The sequence below is a fragment of the Rummeliibacillus sp. TYF005 genome, assembly GCF_003844195.1.
Taxonomy (GTDB): Bacteria; Bacillota; Bacilli; order Bacillales_A; family Planococcaceae; genus Rummeliibacillus.
This window is the reverse complement of sequence record NZ_ML122554.1, coordinates 25,669-47,988: the sequence shown is the minus strand read 5'-3', so window position 1 is coordinate 47,988 and position 22,320 is coordinate 25,669. Positions and strand designations below refer to the sequence as shown.

The 22,320-nt window shown below is 34.4% G+C and carries 17 protein-coding genes and 1 other RNA gene; 15 read left to right on the top strand and 3 right to left on the bottom strand.

From position 1 onward, the window contains the following. The first annotated feature begins 96 nt into the window (after window positions 1-96). From dinG to CW357_RS08880, 6 genes are all read left to right on the top strand, one after another. On the top strand, window positions 97-2,874 hold the full coding sequence (gene dinG / locus CW357_RS08905; protein WP_124217837.1) for an ATP-dependent DNA helicase DinG: 2,778 nt from the start codon (window positions 97-99) through the stop codon (window positions 2,872-2,874). A 64-nt stretch (window positions 2,875-2,938) separates the two neighbouring features. Further along, window positions 2,939-3,421, top strand: coding sequence for a cell wall elongation regulator TseB-like domain-containing protein (locus tag CW357_RS08900; RefSeq protein WP_124217836.1), 483 nt, complete (start codon window positions 2,939-2,941; stop codon window positions 3,419-3,421). A gap of 317 nt (window positions 3,422-3,738) precedes the next feature. Continuing rightward, window positions 3,739-5,034: an asparagine--tRNA ligase gene (gene asnS / locus CW357_RS08895; protein ID WP_124217835.1), complete on the top strand. Its 1,296-nt coding sequence runs from the start codon at window positions 3,739-3,741 to the stop codon at window positions 5,032-5,034. A gap of 98 nt (window positions 5,035-5,132) precedes the next feature. Next, complete coding sequence (locus CW357_RS08890; RefSeq protein WP_119415375.1) at window positions 5,133-5,867, top strand: DnaD domain-containing protein; 735 nt, start codon at window positions 5,133-5,135, stop codon at window positions 5,865-5,867. 13 nt (window positions 5,868-5,880) lie between these two features. Then, window positions 5,881-6,537 carry an endonuclease III gene (nth, locus tag CW357_RS08885; RefSeq protein ID WP_119415374.1) on the top strand — a complete coding sequence of 219 codons (657 nt, stop codon included), beginning with the start codon at window positions 5,881-5,883 and terminating at the stop codon, window positions 6,535-6,537. Continuing rightward, on the top strand, window positions 6,538-6,885 hold the full coding sequence (locus tag CW357_RS08880) for a YpoC family protein (RefSeq protein ID WP_119415373.1): 348 nt from the start codon (window positions 6,538-6,540) through the stop codon (window positions 6,883-6,885). A gap of 140 nt (window positions 6,886-7,025) precedes the next feature. On the opposite strand, the gene CW357_RS08875 is transcribed toward CW357_RS08880, so the two are convergent. After that, window positions 7,026-9,632 (bottom strand): PBP1A family penicillin-binding protein, encoded by a 2,607-nt coding sequence (locus CW357_RS08875; protein WP_124217834.1) that lies wholly within the window; start codon window positions 9,630-9,632, stop codon window positions 7,026-7,028. Between the two features lie 35 nt (window positions 9,633-9,667). Continuing rightward, window positions 9,668-10,273 (bottom strand): Holliday junction resolvase RecU, encoded by a 606-nt coding sequence (gene recU, locus CW357_RS08870; protein ID WP_119415371.1) that lies wholly within the window; start codon window positions 10,271-10,273, stop codon window positions 9,668-9,670. Between the two features lie 174 nt (window positions 10,274-10,447). Here recU and CW357_RS18235 point away from each other — a divergent pair, with 174 nt between their 5' ends. The 9 genes from CW357_RS18235 (at window position 10,448) to CW357_RS08830 (ending at window position 20,542) form a co-directional block, all read left to right on the top strand. Next, complete coding sequence (locus CW357_RS18235) at window positions 10,448-10,624, top strand: hypothetical protein (RefSeq protein ID WP_158582333.1); 177 nt, start codon at window positions 10,448-10,450, stop codon at window positions 10,622-10,624. Between the two features lie 65 nt (window positions 10,625-10,689). Next, entirely contained in the window at window positions 10,690-11,052 is a 363-nt protein-coding gene (locus tag CW357_RS08865; RefSeq protein WP_367269415.1) for a YppE family protein, read from the top strand. After that, the gene (locus CW357_RS08860; RefSeq protein WP_124217833.1) at window positions 11,045-13,327 is read left to right on the top strand and encodes a DEAD/DEAH box helicase; all 2,283 of its coding nucleotides are present in this window, start codon (window positions 11,045-11,047) and stop codon (window positions 13,325-13,327) included. Before CW357_RS08865 ends, CW357_RS08860 begins: the two co-directional genes overlap by 8 nt. Continuing rightward, entirely contained in the window at window positions 13,328-14,587 is a 1,260-nt protein-coding gene (locus CW357_RS08855; protein ID WP_119415369.1) for a ribonuclease H-like domain-containing protein, read from the top strand. It begins immediately after the preceding gene. 86 nt (window positions 14,588-14,673) lie between these two features. Beyond that, window positions 14,674-15,000, top strand: a complete 327-nt coding sequence (gene gpsB / locus CW357_RS08850; protein ID WP_233548046.1) for a cell division regulator GpsB — start codon at window positions 14,674-14,676, stop codon at window positions 14,998-15,000. A gap of 131 nt (window positions 15,001-15,131) precedes the next feature. Further along, window positions 15,132-15,521, top strand: an RNA gene (rnpB, locus tag CW357_RS08845) — RNase P RNA component class B. An 80-nt stretch (window positions 15,522-15,601) separates the two neighbouring features. Next, window positions 15,602-17,341, top strand: a complete 1,740-nt coding sequence (locus tag CW357_RS08840) for a putative bifunctional diguanylate cyclase/phosphodiesterase (RefSeq protein ID WP_124217832.1) — start codon at window positions 15,602-15,604, stop codon at window positions 17,339-17,341. 2 nt (window positions 17,342-17,343) lie between these two features. Further along, window positions 17,344-18,483 (top strand): THUMP domain-containing class I SAM-dependent RNA methyltransferase, encoded by a 1,140-nt coding sequence (locus tag CW357_RS08835; RefSeq protein ID WP_124217831.1) that lies wholly within the window; start codon window positions 17,344-17,346, stop codon window positions 18,481-18,483. Window positions 18,484-18,640: 157 nt separating this feature from the next. Next, window positions 18,641-20,542: an ATP-dependent DNA helicase gene (locus tag CW357_RS08830; RefSeq protein WP_119415365.1), complete on the top strand. Its 1,902-nt coding sequence runs from the start codon at window positions 18,641-18,643 to the stop codon at window positions 20,540-20,542. 68 nt (window positions 20,543-20,610) lie between these two features. Here CW357_RS08830 and CW357_RS08825 read toward each other — a convergent pair whose 3' ends face one another. Next, window positions 20,611-22,269, bottom strand: coding sequence for a b(o/a)3-type cytochrome-c oxidase subunit 1 (locus CW357_RS08825; protein WP_119415400.1), 1,659 nt, complete (start codon window positions 22,267-22,269; stop codon window positions 20,611-20,613). Window positions 22,270-22,320: the final 51 nt, after the last annotated feature.

The window sequence follows — 22,320 nt, the reverse complement described above, 5'->3', positions numbered from 1 at the left end:
TAAAATAAATAAAAACACATGGTATCAATTCAGCTATTCTCTTTGAAATATGATAAAATCATCAATATAACATGAACGGAAAGTTGTGAAGAATACATGGAAAGTCAAACTTATGCCATTGTCGATTTAGAAACAACTGGTCATTCCTCACAACAAGGAGACCGAATCATTCAAATCGCTATTGTATTAATGAAGGATTGGAAAGTTGTATCAACTTATTCATCGTTTGTAAATCCAGGTAAGGATATTCCTTTTTTTATACAAGATCTAACACATATATCAGATCAAGATGTTGAAAAAGCACCCACTTTTGAAGAACAAGCTGAAGAGATTTTTGAAATTTTGCAAGACACCATTTTTGTTGCACACAATACAGATTTTGACTTGCCATTCTTACAAGCGGAGTTTAAAAGAGCAGGCTTACCAAAATGGCTAGGAAAACATATGGATACTGTAGAATTATCAAAAATTCTTTTTCCAACAGCGTATAGCTTTAAGTTACAAGATATTACGATGGAGTTAGGAATTAGTTTAATACATGCTCACCGTGCTGATGATGATGCATTGGCTACCGCCTATTTACTAAAGAGTTGTTGGGAAAGGTTATTAACGTTGCCGCTAATAACTATTGAACAACTTCATTTGAGATCTTTTCGACTAAAATCGGATTTATCTCAACTTTTTTTAGATGCTATCCATAGGAAAAGAAGATTAACTCATGATTCAGATAAGCATAATTATTACCGTGATGTTGCGATAAAACAGCCTGTGGAAATTGTTAAATCTTATGATAAACAGCTGTATTATCCATCTTCTTTTAAGGAAAAGGAAAAACTTTTTGAGGAAGCATTTGATTCTTTTGAGGTACGTCCTGACCAATTTAAAATGATGGACATCGTTTGGCAAGCGCTTGTTACAAAACGAGAAATATTGACTGAAGCTTCAACAGGAATAGGTAAGACTCTTGCATACCTTATTCCAGCAATTATTTATGCTAAAAGGAATGCCTGTACGGTCGGTATTAGTTCATATACATCGCATCTGTTGGATCAACTCTTGCTAGAAGAATTACCTAAGGCGGAAACAATTTTAAATACTACTGTTTCTACAGCAATTGTTAAAGGAATGGAGCATTATATCGATATTGATCGTTTTTGTGATCTCTTACGAGTAGAAGATGACTCATATGATGAGAATTTCACGAAGATGCAAATTCTTGTCTGGTTACAAGGTACCGAAACAGGCGATTTAGGAGAAATCACCTTGTCTGGTGGAGGAAAATACCTTATAGACAAAATACGTCGAACTCATTCAACTGCTGAAACACATCAAAAGGGCGCCTATGACTTTTATATCCAAGCACTTTCAAATTGTAAAAAAGCTGATTTAGTCATTACAAACCATTCGATGATATTAGCAGATTTAGCAAGAGAAGAACCTGTTCTAAAAGATTTAGAAGGAATCATATTGGATGAGGGACATCAATTTTTGCAAGCAGCTACATTAAGAGATGAAAAAATTTTCTCCTATACACAGTGGAAGTATGACTTTGGTCAGCTTGGATCAACTGAAACAAAATCGTTGGAACATCCTTTTTACTTAGAGTTGTTACAAGAAGATAAAATACCACGTCGAAAATTGCAAAAGTTAGAATTCTTATTTAGTGAGATTGTTACGCTTTTTGATCAAGAAATCCATCGTCTAATACGAAAACTACCATTGCAAAAGACAAAAAATCGCCAGCATAAAAATAGTTACTTGTTATCAAGTATTCAATTAGAGCAACCTTTTGGAGAGCAATTTAGTCGTAAACTTATGGAATGGATTCATCTCGCTGAAACCATAACATCTATCTATTTACGTTACCCTGACGATTTATCGATAAAACAACAGGCAAATATTGCAGATTGGGAGTTTCAACTGAAAGAACTAAAAGTAAGAGCTGCAGAATGGGATGCTGTTTTTTTAAGTCATCTAGAAGAAGATACTGCTTGGATTGAAATTGATACAAGAAGTCTACCAGGAAGTCTGTATCTATTTAAAAGACCAATAAGAGTTGAAGATGAGATTACAAACGTATTGCAACGATTCCGTGGTCACTCTGGAATTGTTTGGACGTCTGGGACATTGACAGTTCCAAATGATGAACGGTTTATCGCACAACAATTGGGCCTTTCAGACGATATTCCTTTATATCAATTGCAGGCACCAAAATCTTATTATGATGGGGCAAGTGTCTACATTGTTGAAGATATGCCTGATATAAAAACAGTAACTCAATCAGCCTATATCGAAGCAGTAGCAGATGCAATTGTGCAAACAGTATTAGCTACACATGGAAGATGTTTTGTTTTATTTACTGCTCAAGATATGCTTAGAAAAACAGTGGAGCTAATCCAAGAGACGGGCATTCTTGATGACTATATGTTATTTGCACAAGGAATGTCTTCTGGAAGTCGGATGAGACTTTTAAAAATGTTCCAGCGTTTTGAACACTCTGTCCTTTTTGGAACGAATAGTTTCTGGGAAGGTGTTGACGTTCCAGGGGATGCACTTTCTGCAGTTATTGTAGTGCGTCTACCATTCTCTTCTCCAGAAGAACCATTTTTTAAGGCAAAAGCTGAGAAATTGTCAAGTAAAGGCTTGAATTCGTTCTATAGATTATCTTTACCAGAAGCGATACTAAGATTTAAACAAGGATTCGGAAGGCTTATTCGTTCATCACATGACAAGGGTGTGTTCATCGTCCTTGATCGACGTATTGAAACGAAATCATACGGAGAAGAATTTATTAAATCATTACCAGATATTCCAATCAAAAAAGTGTCGCTAGAACATATGGTCTATGAATTAGAAGATTGGTATAATAATTAAGGTAAAGTCAGTACGTTAATGAGCTGTCATTAAATAAGGAATAAATGAAACATAAGGTGATGTCATGAAAAACTGGATTAAGTTCTTCTCAATTTTTTTACTAATTCTAGCGTTATCGCTAGTTATCATAGTTGGATGGAAATCAAATGCTCCTTTTCATAGTGTAGAAAAAACTGCTAAAGCGGCAGTTTTACATAACCAACAACTAACTACAGTCACTGATACCTATGTCTACCATGGTAAAAAATCATATGTGACTGTAATAGGAAAAGATGATAAAGGAAAGAAAAAGGCTATTTTTGTTTCTCAAAATAATAGTAAAGAAAAGCCAATAGAAGTCTATCTAAAAGATGGAATTTCAAAAAAAGAAGCTATATCGGAAGCGACTAAAAAAGGTGATGTAAAAGAGATTCTACACACAAAATTAGGTGTGGAAAAACCAGGAATCGTATGGGAAATAACTTATCTAAACAAACAAGATAAGCTTAACTATGTATATATCATGTTCGAAAATGGACAATGGTGGAAGAGAATATTGAATTTATAATAATAACAATACTACCAGATCCTTAAATCTAACATGAAAAAGATCATTTCAAAAGAAATTTACGTGAAACTCGTATATAATAAAGATAAGTAATTCTGCATTGTATTTACATAATATTTATGCTGATACTTTTGAAGAATTAAATGGATCTATATCAAGACCCATAGCACAATGGAAAGACAAGTAAGTAATATAAATTACCTCGTGTCAATTCTAAAAAATAAGTATAGAATTTCATTGTCAAAACAACTTGAATACGCAGATATTAGGCATAAATAATTATTAGCTTAATGAATGCTTGAAATGCGGAGGTTAATATGGAAAAAATCACAATTCAAGACATGCCAAAACATGTTGGTGAAACAGTAAAAATTGGAGCTTGGTTAGCAAACAAAAGATCTAGCGGTAAAATTGCATTTTTACAATTACGCGATGGTTCAGGATTTGTTCAAGGAGTAGTTGTAAAAGCAAACGTATCAGAAGAAACATTTGCTACAGCGAAATCTATTCACCAAGAAACTTCACTTTATATCACTGGGGAAGTAACAGAGGATACTCGTTCATCATTTGGTTACGAACTTCAAGTGAAAGAAATCGAAGTAATTGCTGAATCTCATGATTATCCAATTACACCAAAAGAACATGGTGTTGAATTCTTAATGGATCATAGACACCTATGGTTACGTTCTAAAAAACAACATGCAAATATGAAAGTTCGTAATGAAATTATTCGTGCAACCTATGAATTTTTCAACAATAATGGATTTGCAAAAGTTGATCCTCCAATTCTAACTGGATCAGCTCCAGAAGGTACTTCTGAGCTTTTCCATACAAAATATTTTGATCAAGATGCATATCTTTCTCAATCTGGACAACTTTATATGGAAGCTGCAGCAATGGCACTTGGAAAGGTATTTTCTTTTGGTCCAACATTCCGAGCAGAAAAATCTAAAACCCGTCGCCATTTAATCGAGTTCTGGATGATTGAACCAGAGATGGCATTTGTAGAACATGATGAATCTCTTGAAATTCAAGAACAATATGTTTCATATATTGTCCAATCTGTACTAAAAAATTGTAAACTAGAATTAGAAATTCTAGGCCGTGATACATCTAAACTTGAAAAAGTACAAGCTCCATTCCCACGCATTTCATATGATGATGCGATCGATTTATTACACGAAAAAGGCTTTGATGATATTCAATGGGGAGACGACTTCGGTGCACCGCACGAAACTGCAATCGCTGAACATTTCGACAAACCTGTATTCATCACATGTTATCCAGTTGGTATTAAACCATTCTATATGCAACCACATCCTGATCGTGATGATGTTGTGCTTTGTGCAGATTTAATCGCTCCAGAAGGTTATGGTGAAATTATCGGTGGTTCAGAACGTATCTGGGATTATGATTTGATGAAAAAACGTATTGCAGATTATGGCTTAGACGAAGAAGCTTATGCATGGTATTTAGACTTACGTAAATATGGTTCAGTACCTCATTCAGGATTTGGTTTAGGTTTGGAACGTACAGTTGCATGGATTACAGGTGCAGAACATGTTCGTGAAACTATTCCATTCCCTCGTTTATTAAACCGTATTTATCCATAAGTAGTAGGTTAGCTTATATTATTATGTTGTAAATCACAAGAAGAACCGCTTAGGCGATTCTTCTTGTTCAATTTTAAAATAAAGGAGAGTTCGATGATATGAAAGAAGCAGAGCGTCTCCAAACTTGGATAGAGCGGGGAAGTGTTAATATTTCTCAGCTTTTTTTTCAGTTTTATAAGGAATTGCAAATCTCAGATGTAGAAGCGATGCTAATTATGCATTTGTATGCATTTCATGAAGAAGGAAATGAATTCCCTACACCTGCTAATATAGCTCAACGTATGAATATGACTGAAGATATGATCTCTACAAGTATGCAAAGACTTATGCAAAAGGGTTTCATGGAAATTCATCAAAAGTTAGATGACAATGGTGTACTTTATGAAGTGATTACCCTAATGCCTTTATGGAGTAGACTTCTGGATATTGTTCTTGTAAAAAGAGATACTGATCAAAATGAAGTAACAAAGTTAAAAGAAGGACAGTTATTTCAATTATTTGAACAAGAATTCGGAAGGTTCCTATCTCCTATGGAAACTGAAATGATTTCCATGTGGCTTGATCAAGATGGTCATTCTCCTGAAATTATTCGTCATGCATTAAAAGAAGCCGTTTTGTCTCAGAAGCTAAGTTTAAGGTATATCGACCGTATTCTTTTTGAATGGAAGAAGAATAATGTAAAAACTTTAGAAGATGTTGAAAAACAAAGCAAGAATTTCCGAAAAAATATTATTCCTAAAACTGTTGAACAGAAGTCCGCAAAAAAAGAGACAGAACAAAAGCCACCAGCAAGTAATGTCCCTTTTTATAACTGGCTAGATCGTCATAAGTGAGAGGTGGATTTAAATGTTAACAATTAAGCAGTGGGAATATTGTCTAGAAAAAATGGAAGAAATGTTTCCGGATGCTCATTGTGAATTAGTCCATGAAAATCCGTTCGAATTAACAATTGCGACTTTGCTGTCGGCACAGTGTACCGATGTACTTGTCAATAAAGTTACCGCTACATTGTTTAAAAAATATAAAACGCCTGAAGATTATTTAGCTGTCTCTTTAGAAGAACTCGAACAAGATATTCGCTCAATTGGTTTATATCGTAGTAAAGCGAAAAATATACAAAAACTTTGCCAACGTTTATTAGACGAATATAACGGTATTATTCCAGATTCACGTGAGGAATTAGTAACTTTACCTGGTGTAGGCCGTAAAACAGCTAATGTCGTTTTATCTGTTGCATTTGGACATCCTGCATTAGCAGTTGATACACATGTAGAACGTGTTACGAAACGATTAGGGCTTTGCAAATGGAAAGATAGTGTATTAGAAGTTGAAAATACTGTGATGAGAAAAACGCCAAAAGAAAAGTGGTCTAAAACTCACCACCAATTAATTTTCTTTGGTCGTTATCATTGTAAAGCACAAAATCCAAACTGTAGTGAATGTCCTTTATTTGAAATATGTAGGGAAGGACAAAAGAGAGCGAAGAAAGGTCTTGTGAAATAGATGATTGAGTGCAAAAAAGAAGCCATATTAAAAGAGCTCGTTGATGAGTGGATTATTAAATGGGAATCATTAAAACAAGAGATTCATCATTCACATACAGCTCGAGATGGTAAAGCTGGAGATATGATGAATAAAGGAATACAACTTTATGAATCTTTTATTATAAAAGCATCTAATGGACAAGATTATTTAGTAGAAAATGAGGATTACGAAATCTTACCGATCAATGCAATAGAAAGATTATCGTTTATCAAGTCCCGTCCGAGTCAATATGCATGTTATAGACAGTTGGATGAATTATTTATAGAAACGAAAAAAAGATGTGCAAGATTGCGTTTAAAACATTAACCAATATGATATATGTTAAGGCAGAATCATTTCCTCATGATTCTGCCTTTTTTTCATCATATGATGTAATTGCAATAATTAAAAAGGCTGTCAACAAGTTTTACCTATACTTGTTGACAGCCTAATATTATCTTAAGAAGCTATTGTTGACTTTCTAGTTCTTCGGGAGAGGAATTTCTTTTTATGCTATTTAGATTTGCTTTATTTTTTCCATTCCCATTCCCGTTATTCGATTGATTATTTTGTTGATTTGAATTTTCTGTTGTTTGATCATTTTGATCTGTATTCGTATTATCTTGGTCATTACCTTCAGAAGGTGTAGTTGGCGTTTCTGATTGATCTGGTGTAGTTGGTGTCTCCGTTTGATCAGGTTCTGTTACGTCAGGTTCAGGTTCAGGCTCAGATGCTTGGATCTGAATCGACGTTGTTGCCGCGCTACTTGTCTTACCACCAGCAATTGCTACAACGGAGAATACATATGTCTTTCCGCTTTCGGCACCACTATACGTGTAAGAATTTGAAGATGTTTCAGTTAAAGCTTGTGAACCTCCACCATCAACTGAGACTGAAATTTTAAAATTAGCTTTTTCGTCGTTAGTCGCTTCATGTGACCAAGTTAGATTAATGGCATTTGAATTAGCATCATATGTTGCCTTTAATCCAGATGGAGCATTTACTTTTTGTTCTTCATCTGTTGTTTCTTCTGGTTTTGTTGTAACCGGTTGTTGACCTTTTACATACAATTCACTTCCAACTCTTACAACTGAGTTTGGTTGAGTGAAATCAGGTGTTTCTGTATTTGCTGAAATTTGGGACATAACGGTTCTGAATAGTTGTTGTGGTAGAACACGTTCGGCACTTGTTGTAATTGGATTTTTATAATTAGTGTATCCACTCCATACAGCGATTGAATATTTAGATGTGTATCCTGCAAACCAAGAATCTGGTACAGATGACTCAGGGAGACCCCACTTACTAAAATCATCTGAACTATAGTTGGTTGTACCGGTTTTACCAGCAACATCTAATCCAGCGATACCTGCCGCAGTACCAGAAGCCCCGAATTTAGAGCTTACTACATCTCGCAACATATCTGTTACCATATATGCTGTGTAATCACTCATTGCAGGTACTGGATCTGGTGTATACGATTTAGCTGTTTTACCATCACGATAGACAATTTTCTTAATCGCATGAGGTTTAGTATAAATACCATTATTACCAAATGCAGCATAAGCACCAGCCATTTCAATAGGAGAAAGGTTGATTTTACCTCCACCAATTGCATCAGATTCAGTGACGTTACTTGCGTTAATACCAAGGTTCTTAACAAAAGATTTAGCTTTATCAGCACCAACTTCTTTAAATGTTTTAACAGCAGGAATATTACGTGAGTTATATAATGCTTGTCGAATTGTAATTGTTCCTTTGTATTGATGGTCAAAGTTATTAATTTGTTGGTTTGTTCCTGTGTAAGTCATTGGCTCATCAACGATTGTTTGGCCTGTAGACCATTTTAGATTTTCAATTGCAGGACCATAATCCATTAACGGTTTCATCGTAGAACCTGGTTGACGATTTGTTAACGCTTCTGCATAGTTAAATCCACGTTCAGGGCCGTAATCACGTCCGCCACCGACAGCTACAATAGCGCCTGTTTCTGTATCAATAACAGATAAGCCTGCTTGAATATCTTTTGTAGGGAAATTAGCATCATTATTCATCGTTTTTTCAACAATTTTTTGTGCTGATGTATCTAATGTTGTATATACATTCACACCATCCGCTAATGCTTTTTCATCCCCATTTTCTTCTAATTCTTTTAAGACAACGTCGATAAATGCATCGTACTTAGAAGAAGAGGCAGTTTTTCTTTTGTTTTCAGGAAGTAGACCTTCTGCTACATCAACTTTTTTAGCAGCTTCCATTTGCTCTTTTGTAATTTTTTTATGTTGATACATTAAACCTAAAACGATATTACGACGTTTTTCTGCACGATCTGGATTTTTAAATGGATTATAAGCATTAGGTGCTTGTGGCATCCCTGCTAAAAGTGCTTGTTGAGCTAAAGTTAAGTCTTTTAAATTTTTACCATAAAAGAATTTAGCAGCTGTTCCAAAACCATAGATACGACCGGACATTAATACTTTGTTAAAGTACATTTCGAAAATCTCTTCTTTTGAATATTCTCGTTCTAGTTGTACGGCTAAATATGCTTCTTGAGCCTTACGTTTTAATGTTTTCCCATTATTTAAAAATGAGTTTTTAATAACTTGTTGTGTTAAAGTACTACCACCTTGTGAGCCAAATCCAAAACGGAAATTAGCTAACACTGCACCACCTAAACGGACAAAGTCGATACCATGATGTTGGAAAAAACGTGAATCTTCAGTTGCGATAATTGCATCACGCATACTAGTTGGTATATCTTCGTATGCTACATGTTCACGTTCTTGATCGCCCATTGTATAAAATACTTTGCCATTATTATCAAAGAATTTTGATGATACTGGGTCTTTTAATAATTCTTCATCTAATTTAGGTGCTTGCGCTGCATAGAATGCAAACACTCCACCACCTATTGCAAACATTGCTATACCAATTGCTAAGATAGCAATGATAATTTTCTTAATCCATGAACGATTAGGTCCTTTGGGGCCTTTTGGTCCTTTCTTCTTTGTATGTCGCTTTCTCTGTTGTTCTTCTAGTTGCTTTCGTTGCCTACGAGAATTTATTTGTTGATCCACAACATTCTCCTCACTTTCTCATAACTACGATCAAGTTATGGTAGCAATTGTGTGATTGCTTTTAAATAATCTAATTTTGGAACAAGTCCTAGTTTTATTTCTATAGCTTGTTCCTCGAATTCACTCAAAGGAATTGATTTTCTACCACCTTCAAGCATTCGATTCCATGCTTTTAATAGCATTTCCAAAGGTACTACAAAATAGCGCTCTAAGGAAGAAAAACGTACTAATAAGAAGCATATTCCCTTCTGCTTTGCAGAAGACTCCATATGAGAGACTTGATGGGGATGGACATTTTTTAAAGGAAAAGATGTTTTATTTTCTGTTTCCTTTGCATCAAAGTCAATGTAGTAGCCATTATAAACACCATTGTAGTCGGTAGTGGATGGTGTTCGAAAATATGCTTCACGAATGACAGCGGCGCTTCTCGATGGGTACTCTACTTTGACGATTTGAATAGGAACAGGTTTCTTATGAATTACAGCAATATTCCTTTGTCGATAGAAATCATTGGTTTCATCTATTTCTTCTTCAAGAGTTCTCCCACGATTACTATAAGATAAATCCTTCTTTTTCGGAAGTTTTACCTCTAGTTTTTGGGTTGGCGAATATTTCTTCCCATTTGGATAACGAATAGTCATAAAAACACCTCATCTGCATTCTATAATACCATAAACCTTATAGGTTATATGATGAGAATTCCATTAGAAAATGTTAAAAAAAATTACTATTATCGTCGAATCTCCACTTGTTTTGTCCACTATAAAGGATTTGTTTTTTATATCTTGAAAGTTAACAGCAGGGAGGCGATGAAGATGCAAAGAATAGATAAGCTTATTACTTTAATTGATATGGTGGATAAACTATTAGAAAACAGAGTAAACCATGAGGAAGAAATGTATAATAAAACACTTGAAAGAAATATGAGATACGTTGCAAACCGCCTTGAATTGATTGAAGAACAAAAAGAATATTTGTTCGCTTTAAAGTAGTGAAATAACAACTTTTTTGATACACTTAAAATAGTAGAGGAAAATATATTTTGGAGGTGTGTATAATGTTACAAACATTAACAGACGAGTTATTAGATGAATGTAAAGAATGTTGGCAACGATTTTTGAAAATGAGAGAAACTGACACATCTCCAGATTTTTTTATAGATGTAAAGCCACATGCAGATTTGTATCATCAAAAATTGATCACCTGGCAAAAGGAAATAGAAACTTGGATTGATCAAGAAAAGCCAAAGTATATGCATAAAACACAAATTCGAAATGCTGTCGATGCAATGGATCAGTTTGTTGTGCAATCTTTTTATCAGAAAACAAGTAAAAAAAGATTATATCAATCGATTCAATCAGTTACATATACATTAGAAAGTTTGCAACGTATTTTACAAAAGGATGATTTAGATGATTAGTAAAAAGAAAACCATCGAAGAACTTTTACAAGAATGGCAAGCCAATCCCGAAATGCAAGATAGAGTTGAATATGTTCATACTATACCACCTAAACCAGCTAAATTAGTTGACTTTCCTAGTAAATTACATCCTTCATTAGTAAAAGCATTGCATAAGAGAGGGATAGATCAATTATATTCCCATCAGAGAGAAGCTTTTGAATATGCTATTAATGGCCAATCTTTTACTGCTGTAACACCTACTGCGTCAGGAAAATCACTTTGTTATCATTTACCGGTACTTCAAGCCATTTTGGAAAATAAAGCATCGAGAGCTTTATATTTATTTCCAACGAAAGCGCTTGCTCAAGATCAAAAAAGCGATTTAAATAATTTAATCGAAGATAGTGGTGAAGAAATTTTAAGTTATACATATGATGGAGATACTGCACCTGGAATTCGACAAAAGGTCCGCAAAGCAGGTCATATTGTGATGACTAATCCAGATATGTTGCATTCAGGCATATTACCGCATCATACAAAATGGGTCTCACTATTTGAAAATTTACAGTATATTGTGATAGATGAATTGCATACGTATAAGGGAGTATTTGGTTCACATGTAGCACATGTACTTAGACGTCTTCTTCGAATTTGTCATTTTTATGGGAGTCATCCAATTTTTATTTGTACATCTGCTACGATTAAAAACCCTAAGGAATTAGCAGAGACCTTGACCAATGCGCAGCATCAATTGATTTCACAAAATGGAGCACCAACTGGCAAGAAAACATTTTTGTTTTATAATCCTCCGATTATCCATCCAACTTTTGGCGTTCGTAGAAGTGCCATTTTAGAAGTGCGGGATTTAGCGAGAGATTTGTATAACTCTAATATCCAAACGATTATTTTCGCGAAAAGTCGGGTTCGTGTTGAAATGCTAGTTACTTATATGAAATCTTTGACTGCAAAGAAAATTCAAGATGAGACAATCCGAGGGTATCGAGGAGGATATCTACCATCTGAGAGACGGAAAATTGAAAAAGGATTAAGAGATGGTACTATACAATGTGTTGTTTCGACCAATGCGCTAGAATTGGGGGTAGACATTGGTCAATTGCAAGCATGTATTATGACAGGGTATCCTGGTAATATTGCAAGTGCATGGCAGCAAGCGGGACGCGCGGGAAGAAGACAAGATGACGCATTAATCATTTATGTTGCCCAATCTACGGCTTTGGACCAATATATTATTAAACATCCATATTATTTATTTGAAAGTACCCCTGAAGAAGCAAGGGTATATCCAGACAATATGTTAATACTGATGGATCATTTAAAATGTGCTGCTTTTGAATTACCGTTTTCTGTAAATGACACTTATGGAGAATTTGAAGTGCAAGATTTGTTAGAATATCTACAAGAAGAGGGTATTCTTATAAAGACTTCAGAAAAGTGGCATTGGATGAGTGATAGTTTTCCAGCACACGATATAAGCCTTAGATCAGCTTCGCAAGAAAACGTTGTGATTATTGATCAATCTATCCCTGCACAAACGAAAGTTATTGGTGAAATGGATCGTTACAGTGCATTGACATTGCTCCATGAAGAAGCTATCTATTTACATCAAGGAACGCAATTTCAGGTAGAAAAATTAGACTGGGATGAAAAAAAAGCATATGTACGTGAAGTGGATGTGGACTATTTTACAGATGCCAATTTAGCTGTAGAGTTGAAAGTAATCAGTGAAGATAAGAGTAGACAAATTGGGCATGCTGAAGTTGCGTTTGGAGATTTAATGACACTAGCTACTGCCACTATTTTCAAAAAAATACGTTTTGGAACGCATGATAATATCGGAAGTGGACCTATACATTTACCTCCTGAAGAACTACATACAAGTGGTACATGGTTATCTTTTGACCAGCCTGAAAATTGGAAAGAAGATGATTTGACAGGAGCTATGACAGGGGTAGCATATGCTATGAATAGCTTTATTCCACTATTATTACAAAGTGATCGTAGTGATGTTCATGTAGTTCCTCAAGTAAAAGCAACACATTCTGAAAAACCTACTTTTTTTGTTTATGATCGTTATCCAGGCGGAATAGGATTGAGCGAACGCATTTATGATCTATGGGATGAGCTTTTACACCATGTTTATGAACATGTTAAAAGTTGTCCATGTCAAAATGGATGTCCTTCTTGTATTGGAGCTCAAGATATTAGTGCTGAAGGAAAAAAACAGGTTTTAACTTTCTTAAAGACAATATTATTAGCAGAGTTGGATGATTAAATGTCATATGAAAATAAAATTCTTCAAATGAAGAAAATGCGAAAAAAAAAGCCAGAATCAGAACAAAATGCTGAAAAAGTATTCAAAAAACCTGATGTACCGACATATGCGAAACAATGGGAAGATGCAGGGTTAAAAAGAATTGATAATAAATTTGGAATTGTATTTTTGCTTGAAAAGCATTATTCAACTAATTATAAGCATGGTGATTTTTATTTAGGTGAACTATATAATGCATTTCAATTATGGAATAATACAGAGCAAAAACATCCGTTAGCACTAGAGAATGATAACAACTTAGTTTTTTACGATACGGAAACGACGGGATTAAAAGGTGTAGGCACACAGATTTTTTTGAATGGTATATTAGAAGCAGAGCCAGGTGGTTTTGTATTAAAACAATATGTTCTAGCAGATCCCAGCCATGAAGTAGCTTTCTTATGGGAGTCAAAATTATGGCAAGCCAATAAGACAATTGTTACATACAATGGCAAAAGCTTTGATTGGCCACAATTACAAACTCGTTTTACTTTGCATAGAAAAGATTTGCCTAAATTGCCTGAACAAAAGCAAATCGACCTACTACATGGTTCTAAGCGGATATGGAAAGATGATCTATCTCGTATGAAACTTTCTCAAGTAGAGGAAGAAAAATTAGGCTTTCATAGAATAGGTGATATACCGGGTTATCTTGCGCCTATTATCTATTTAGATGCTGTTAAGAATGGAAATCCTTCTACATTATTAAAGGTACTTGAACATAATGAATACGATTTGTTGTCATTAATAACACTTTATATACAAACTACAAAACTATTGTGTGAAGATATTAAAAAAGAATCCGCTACCACTTATACGAATATTGGAAAATGGTATGGGGATTTAGCTGAAACTGAAAAAAGTAGTGAATTATTAAAAAATGTTACAAAGCTATATAAGAGTGATGAAGCAGGATATGCATATTACCATCTTGCATTTCAACAAAAAAAGCAACAGCTTTTTGAACAAGCCTATTTATCATTTAAAAGCGCTATTCCATTCATTAAAGAAAGACAAAAAATTATTGCTTTGATTGAACTAGCTAAAATTGATGAGCATCGAAATAAAAATTATGAACAGGCAATTTATTATAGCCAACATGCTTATAAACTTGTGGAAAATAGCATAATATGGAACGATGAAATAAAATTCAAGAAGTTACGTGAGATAGAAAAAAGAATAGTTAGAAACGAAAGAAAAATATCATCACCTGGGAAATGAATAACTTTGCTAACAATGGAAGTAACAGAGATAGACTAGAGCGAAATGTGCTATAATTTTAAGACCTATATATATATGGAAGGAAGATGGAAATGGACATTAAATTATCTGCAAAGACGATATTAGATAAAGATTTTAAAACAGGAATTAGAGGTTATAGTCAGGATGAAGTAGATCAATTTCTAGATATTATTATCCAAGATTATGAATCTTTTGAGAAAGCATTAGCGAAAAAACAACAAGAGGTTGATGCATTGAAAAATGAATTGAAACAAGTTCAACTACAAGCAACAACGACTGAACCAAGACGCCAATCAACATCTTCAGCGTATACAAATAATACAAACTTTGATATTCTAAAACGAATTGCCAATTTAGAGAAGCATGTATTTGGCGACAAACTTTACGATTAATAGTAAATAGAAGCAAAGTTTTGAAGTGATTTGTTACGTATGTCAAGAAATTTTTTATTAAAATTCATTTAATAACTATTAACCCCTTGAAATTAATGAATAATAGGCATATAATAATCAAGTCATCATAAAAGAACAAGTAATCGCTGCAACGCTTGACGTTGTTGAGGAAAGTCCATGCTCGCACGGTTCTGAGATGACCGTAGTGTTCGTGCTTAGTGAATAAATAAGCTAAGGCAGTCTAATGGCTGACGGCGAGAGGAAAACCTAAGTCTCATTTGGGATATGGTTGAAACTCTATGAAAGTGCCACAGTGACGAAGTTATTACGGAAACGTAATAAGTGGAACGAGGTAAACCCCGCGAGTGAGCAACCCAAATTATGGTAGGGGCGTTCTCCTGAAGGAAATGAATGGATGGAGAGACAAAAGTGTTTTAACGCTTTTGTAGATAGATGATTACTACCCAGTAGTACGAGGCGAGAGCCGTTATAGTACTAGGGCACAAAACATGGCTTACGTTCTTTTAATGATGTTAAACTCGAATAGACAGGCTCTCCATTTTTTTGGAGAGCTTTTCTTTTAGGATATGGTGATAAATCTATGAATATTAGTAAAGATTTTCAAGAAACTCGTAAGATGTCAAGTACAATTAACAATTGCGAATACATAACACCAAAAATTCTCGAGGCTATTTCCGAAGGCGTAATGATTACAGATATAAATAGCAAAATTATCGATGTGAATCCTGCTTTTGAATTTGTAACGGGTTACAAAAAGGAAGAGGTTGTTGGTAAAAAACCAGATGTATTAAGATCAGGTGTTCAAGAAATAGAATTTTATAAGAATATGTGGAGTGAAATAACTCATAATGGTGAATGGCAAGGGGAAATTTGGAACCGAAGAAAAACAGGTGATATTTATCCTGAATGGCTAAAAATTATGAGCATTCACGATGAAACTGATAGAATAATAGGTTATTGTGGTGTATTTTCAGATCTATCAGATGAAAAAGAGATAGAAAGTGAACTGAAAAAACGTGCAATGACAGATTCTCTGACTGGTGTTTCAAATCGTTTTGCCTATAGTGAACGTATGAATGTTTTATTGAATTCTTCTAAAAACCATAATTATCAACATGCAGTCTTTTTCATTGATTTAGATAGATTTAAACAAGTGAATGATACATTAGGCCATGTAATTGGTGATCAGTTATTAATAGAAGTGACGAAGCGAATCCAAACATTACTTAAAAATAAAGATATTTTAGCTCGGTATGGTGGAGACGAATTCGTTATTACATTTACAGATATACATGATTCTCGTGAAGCTGTTTATTATGGGAAAAAGCTAGTTGAATTATTAGAAAAGCCTTTTTTAATTGAAGGTCAAAAAATATATATTTCTGCAAGTATAGGTATTAGTATTTATCCACATGATGGATTGGAAACGGAGATCTTAGTAAATAAAGCTGATAAAGCAATGTATTATGCTAAAGATAATGGTAAAAATCAATTTGTATTTTATTTTGATGAGTTAAAGACAGATGTAAAACGTGCTTTATTGTTAGACCAAGAGTTAAGAATGGCTATTAAAGATAATTGTTTTGAGCTCTACTATCAGCCTAAAATAGATATAAGGGAGCATCGTATTATCGGAGTTGAAGCTCTTGTAAGATGGAAGAATGAAAGACTTGGCAATGTACCTCCATCAGAATTCATTTCTTATGCTGAAGAGACAGGGCTAATAATCCCAATCAGTGAGTGTATTTTAGAATGTGCTTGTACTGATGCTCATACGCTTGAAAGAAAAGGTTTCAGGAATTTACCAATAGCAATTAATATTTCAAGTATTCATTTTCATCAACAGAATTTTATTCATTCAATAGAAAAAATCTTAGAGAAAAATAACCTACCAGCTAGAAAGTTTGAGCTAGAACTAACAGAGCGAACTATTATGGAAAATGAAAGAGAAACGATTCTAAAGCTGATAACATTAAAGCAAATGGGATTTAAACTATCGGTAGATGATTTTGGCACTGGCTATTCATCACTTAGTTATTTAGTACAATTCCCGTTGGACTATTTGAAAATCGATAGAAGCTTTATTCAGCAAATTTGTTCATTAAACGATAAACAAGCAGTTGTAGATGCGATTATTCAAATGGCTCATCGTCTAAAAATGAAAGTAATTGCAGAAGGTGTAGAACAACGCGAGCAAGTAAAATTGCTCGGGAAATTAGATTGTGATATGATTCAAGGATATTATTATTCAAGACCTCTTCCATTGAAAGAGTTTATGGAGTTTCTTGAATTTTGGGAATTAGAGTTAGAAGGGAAATAAGTATGACAAAATATCAATTAGTAGCGACAGCAGCAATGGGCTTAGAATCTATTGTAGCGGATGAGTTAAAATCTTTAGGCTATACAACACATACTGAAAATGGCAAAGTCTATTTCGAAGGTGATGAAAAAGATATTGCTAAAACAAATTTATGGTTACGAGTAGCAGACCGTGTAAAAATTGTTGCAGGCAAATTTCCCGCCAAAACATTTGAACAGCTATTTGAAGGTGTTCGAGCAATCGAATGGGAAAAGTATTTACCAGTAGACGCTGAATTTCCCGTTACAGGTAAATCAGTTAAGTCAAAATTATTTAGCGTACCAGACTGTCAAGCAATAACCAAAAAGGCAATTGTGGAACGTATGAAATATTACTATAAACGACTTGGGTTCTTAGAAGAAACAGGTCCAAAATATAAAATTGAAGTATCTATTTTAAAAGATGTAGCAACTTTAACAATTGATACGAGTGGAGCCGGCCTTCATAAACGTGGTTATCGTTTGAACCAAGGTGAGGCACCATTAAAAGAAACGTTGGCTGCTGCCCTCGTACTCATCTCAAAATGGCATCCTAACCGTCCATTTGTGGATCCATTCTGTGGTTCAGGTACAATTGCATTAGAAGCTGCTATGATTGGGCAAAATATGGCACCAGGCTATAATCGTGATTTTATAAGTGAAGACTGGCCATGGATGAAACAAAAAATTTGGGACGAAGTACGTATGGAAGTAGAAGATTTAGCAAATTACGATCAGCCTCTTCAAATTTTCGGTTCAGACATTGATCATCGAATGGTTGAAATTGCAAAAGAAAATGCGCGTGAAGCAGGATTTGCTGATTTGATATCATGGAAGCAAATGCAGGTGACGGATTTTACCACTAATCTTAGTGATGGTGTTATGGTAGGTAACCCACCTTATGGTGAACGTATTGGTGATAAAGAAGTACTAGAGAAAATGATTCGTGATATGGGCATGATGATGAGCAAATATCCTTCTTGGTCCGTATATATGCTATCATCAATGGAAAATTTTGAAGCTTTATATGGTAAAAAAGCTACGAAAAAACGTAAGCTCTTTAATGGATTTATCAAAACTGATTATTATCAATTTTGGGGAAAACGTACTCCAAAACACGATTAATCAAAAAATATAAAATATATTACTATTTAGTACTTAAAAAACATATTTTATATTGACATAAACTTGTCTATAATATTATAGAATCATTTTTGAATATGTATTAGACGGGAGGGGGGAACCCCTTCCGTTTCGTTGTCTGTATGAGAGGGGAATTTGAATGAGACAATCAATACCATTTGCCTTATCCAAAGATAAGTCTTTCTTTGATTCACTAGGAGACTGGATTGGCGATATTTTGTACGATGAACTACCTGAAAAAGGTTTAGAATGTCGTGATGAGCAAATTTTCATGGCATTTCAAATTGAAAAAGTATTAAAAGAAAAATCTGTACTGTTTGCTGAAGCAGGCGTAGGGACTGGAAAGACAATTGCATATCTCTTACCGGCAATAGCATATGCGCGTTATACAGGGAAACCAGCGTTAGTTGCCTGTGCAGATGAAACATTAATCGACCAGCTCGTAAAAGAGGGCGGCGATATAAATAAATTGCAAGAATTATTAGATTTAAATATTGACGTTCGATTAGCAAAATCTAGAGATCAATATTTATGTTTAAAACGTTATGAAGAAGCTGAAAAATTTTCTGATGGTGAATATTTAGATGATATTGCAGAAACAATTCCAGATGGTGTATTTGGACAAGGTACTTTAGGGTTGTATGGTCAACATAGTGATTATCCTAATATTAGTGATGAAGAATGGAACCTAGTAAATTATAATGCGATTCAACAATGTTCTGTCTGCGATCTTCGAAATCGTTGTGGACAAACTCTTCACCGAGCGCATTATCGTAAATCTACAGACTTAATCATTTGTTCTCAAGACTTCTTAATGGAACACATTGCAACAAAAGAGTCACGTGAGCGTGAAGGTCAATTAGCATTACTTCCAGAAGTATCTATGATTGTTTTAGATGAAGGACACTTATTGGAATATGCTGCGCAAAAAGCTATGACTTATAAAGTACAAGACTACACAATTGTACAATTACTTGATCACTTAATGGTGGATGGTTTACGTGAAAAGACCCTCATTACAATGGAACAATTACAAGATGGACACGAATTGTTCTTTGATCAGTTACGAGATGATGTGATTGAATCAGATGAAGATAGAAAACGTATAAAAAAATCACCAATGCTTATTAAATTAGGCAAAAAGATAATTGAAACAGTTGAAACTTTACTAGAAGAATTTGTGTTTGAATCCGAATTATACGTAATTCCAGAATACGAATTACGTATGGCCGAAGAATTTTTAGAACAATATGAAGCTGCTTTACGAATTTTTGTAGCACAAGGTGACGCTATTGATTGGTTAGAAGAAACGGATGGAGAAGAAACTTTAGTAATTATGCCACGCCTTATTACAGAAGTATTAGAGGAAAAAGTATTTTCTAAAAAAATTCCATATATATTCTCATCAGCAACTTTATCAATCAATAAAGATTTCAGTTATATCGCAGGCAGCTTAGGAATTAAAGAATATCAATCCTTCTCTGTTTCATCTCCATTTGATTATGAAGAAGCCATGCAGATATTCTTACATTATTTAAAACAATCGGAAAAGATACAAAGAGTTGAGAAATTGCTAGAAGAAGAAAAGCAAACCTTAATCTTATTTAAATCAAAACAAGCCATGCTAAGCTTTAAAGAGCATGTCCATGAATCCTTTAAATCTAAAATGGGCTTTGAAGGAGATCGAGAATTATCATCGATTGTCCGAGATTTCCAAGAAGGTAAATTACAAGTGCTTTGTTCCTACCATTTATGGGAAGGTTTAGATTTGCCAGAAGAAGCGCTAACTCGTGTGATTATTTTTGATTTGCCATTCCCACCAAATGATCCATTATTTGATGCTAAACGCGCATTTGCAGAAGATTCTTTCCGAGATGTAGATCTTCCGTTTATGTTATTACGAATACAGCAAGGTATGGGAAGACTTATTCGTACATCAAATGATTTTGGCGATATTCACATATTATTAAATGAAAACGAAGCACAATATAAAGATCAAATAGAGCCTATATTTGCTGTCCCAGCACAAGAATATAAATAACTATAATAATTATAAAAAGATCCGCATTCTCATTTGAGAAGCGGATCTTTTTTGGGGGAATTTTTAAATTACCAAAGCTTATAACCTTTAGAACCTAAAGGAGAATTTTGAATTATATCGTAGATTGGGAAAGTATAAGCGATTAAGATTAATGCTACTAAAATAACAATCCAAATTTTAAAGTTTTCTAAAATCGCTGGTGTTTTTTCAGCATTTTCTGCTACTGTTCCGATAGGGAATTCTTCTTCACCTTTAGGTGCAAACCAGCAAAGTTTTACAAAGATGAATAAGAAGATGATAATCCCGATGAATAATAATGTACCACCAACAGCTTGTGCCACTTGATAGGAAGCCCAAGTTTTAGCAATTTCAGCACCGCCGTAATCAGAGAATGCTGAACGACGAGGTGCGCCTAGTAAACCTTCAATATGCATAGAACTAGACATTATTGTCATACCTAAAGCCCAAATAATGGCTTGAATAATACCAAGTTGATTTAATTGTTTTGTTAATGTACGTCCTGTTAGGTGAGGGACTAACCAATAAGTTGCGCCAAAGAAAGTTAAAACTACTGCAGTTGCAACTGTTAAATGGAAATGCCCTGTTACCCAGATTGTGTTATGAATCAGTTGGTTCATTTGGTGAGAAGCATTAACAATACCACCAGCACCACCAGGGATGAAGATTAACATACCCATAAACGGTGCGAAGAATCGAGCATCGCCCCAAGGTAATTTTTTAAACCAACTAAATAAACCTTTACCGCCAAGTTCACGACCTCTTAATTCAAAAGAGGCAAATAAAGAGAATGCAGTTAAAAGTGATGGTATAACAACCATCATTGTTAAAACAACTTGTAAGAACTTCCATGATCCGTCAACACCTGGTTCAGTTAATTGGTGATGTAGACCAACTGGAATTGAGAAAATAACAAACATGATAAATGATAAACGAGCTAATGCATCGGAGAAGATTTTACCACCGATAACTTTAGGAACGACAACATACCAAACCATGTATGCAGGTAACAACCAGAAGTATACTAATGCATGACCAAATGACCAGAATAGTGTACGTGATAACAATATATCAATACGTTCAACTAGGCCGAGTGACCAAGGTAATAATTGGAATAAAACTTCAACGGCAACGCCAATTGTAGCTACAAACCACATTAAATTATTACAAACAACCATAAATGATAGAAGTGGAGATGTTTGGTTTGGATTTTCTTTACGCCATTGCATCCATCGAAGCGCTTGACCTAGACCACCAATCCAAGACCCTACTACAACAAGTGCTAAACCTAAATAGAAAATCCAGTGTGCTTGAAGTGGAGCATAAAATGTATAAAGAACAGATGCTTCATTTAAAAGGACCATAGTAGCTGACATTGCAGTACCAATTGTCATTGTCCAGAAGCCTATCCAACATATTAATCTTTGTTTTGGCGTTAATGTACCAGAAGTACGACTAACTCCTGCAATTTGGAAACCATAGATAAAGAATGTCGTTAAGATCAACCCTAGTAAAACACCATGAACGGTTAATACTTGATAATAACCAATGCCCCAAGGTAATTCGAAATGGCCTGAACGTACTAAAACTTGTAAGAGACCAGCTGTACCACCTAATAACAGAGCGATAAAAGCTACAAAAATATGAGCCATTGAAAGTTTAGCATCTTTAGGATCTACTTTTAAAATTTCCGCAGTTTTATTTGCCATTTTTCTTGAAACTGTTACATTTTCTTTAATTACTTTAGATTGATCGATTGT

What these genes read in the sequence shown, in the direction of transcription:
- asnS (WP_124217835.1), top strand. Translation starts at nt 3,739, where the DNA reads ATGGAAAAAATCACAATTCAAGACATGCCAAAACATGTTGGTGAAACA.
- dinG (WP_124217837.1), top strand. Translation starts at nt 97, where the DNA reads ATGGAAAGTCAAACTTATGCCATTGTCGATTTAGAAACAACTGGTCAT.
- CW357_RS08880 (WP_119415373.1), top strand. Translation starts at nt 6,538, where the DNA reads ATGATTGAGTGCAAAAAAGAAGCCATATTAAAAGAGCTCGTTGATGAG.
- CW357_RS08890 (WP_119415375.1), top strand. Translation starts at nt 5,133, where the DNA reads ATGAAAGAAGCAGAGCGTCTCCAAACTTGGATAGAGCGGGGAAGTGTT.
- CW357_RS08860 (WP_124217833.1), top strand. Translation starts at nt 11,045, where the DNA reads ATGATTAGTAAAAAGAAAACCATCGAAGAACTTTTACAAGAATGGCAA.
- CW357_RS08865 (WP_367269415.1), top strand. Translation starts at nt 10,690, where the DNA reads ATGTTACAAACATTAACAGACGAGTTATTAGATGAATGTAAAGAATGT.
- CW357_RS18235 (WP_158582333.1), top strand. Translation starts at nt 10,448, where the DNA reads ATGCAAAGAATAGATAAGCTTATTACTTTAATTGATATGGTGGATAAA.
- gpsB (WP_233548046.1), top strand. Translation starts at nt 14,674, where the DNA reads ATGGAAATGGACATTAAATTATCTGCAAAGACGATATTAGATAAAGAT.
- CW357_RS08840 (WP_124217832.1), top strand. Translation starts at nt 15,602, where the DNA reads ATGAATATTAGTAAAGATTTTCAAGAAACTCGTAAGATGTCAAGTACA.
- CW357_RS08900 (WP_124217836.1), top strand. Translation starts at nt 2,939, where the DNA reads ATGAAAAACTGGATTAAGTTCTTCTCAATTTTTTTACTAATTCTAGCG.
- CW357_RS08825 (WP_119415400.1), bottom strand. Translation starts at nt 22,269, where the DNA reads ATGGCAAATAAAACTGCGGAAATTTTAAAAGTAGATCCTAAAGATGCT.
- recU (WP_119415371.1), bottom strand. Translation starts at nt 10,273, where the DNA reads ATGACTATTCGTTATCCAAATGGGAAGAAATATTCGCCAACCCAAAAA.
- nth (WP_119415374.1), top strand. Translation starts at nt 5,881, where the DNA reads ATGTTAACAATTAAGCAGTGGGAATATTGTCTAGAAAAAATGGAAGAA.
- CW357_RS08830 (WP_119415365.1), top strand. Translation starts at nt 18,641, where the DNA reads ATGAGACAATCAATACCATTTGCCTTATCCAAAGATAAGTCTTTCTTT.
- CW357_RS08855 (WP_119415369.1), top strand. Translation starts at nt 13,328, where the DNA reads ATGTCATATGAAAATAAAATTCTTCAAATGAAGAAAATGCGAAAAAAA.
- CW357_RS08835 (WP_124217831.1), top strand. Translation starts at nt 17,344, where the DNA reads ATGACAAAATATCAATTAGTAGCGACAGCAGCAATGGGCTTAGAATCT.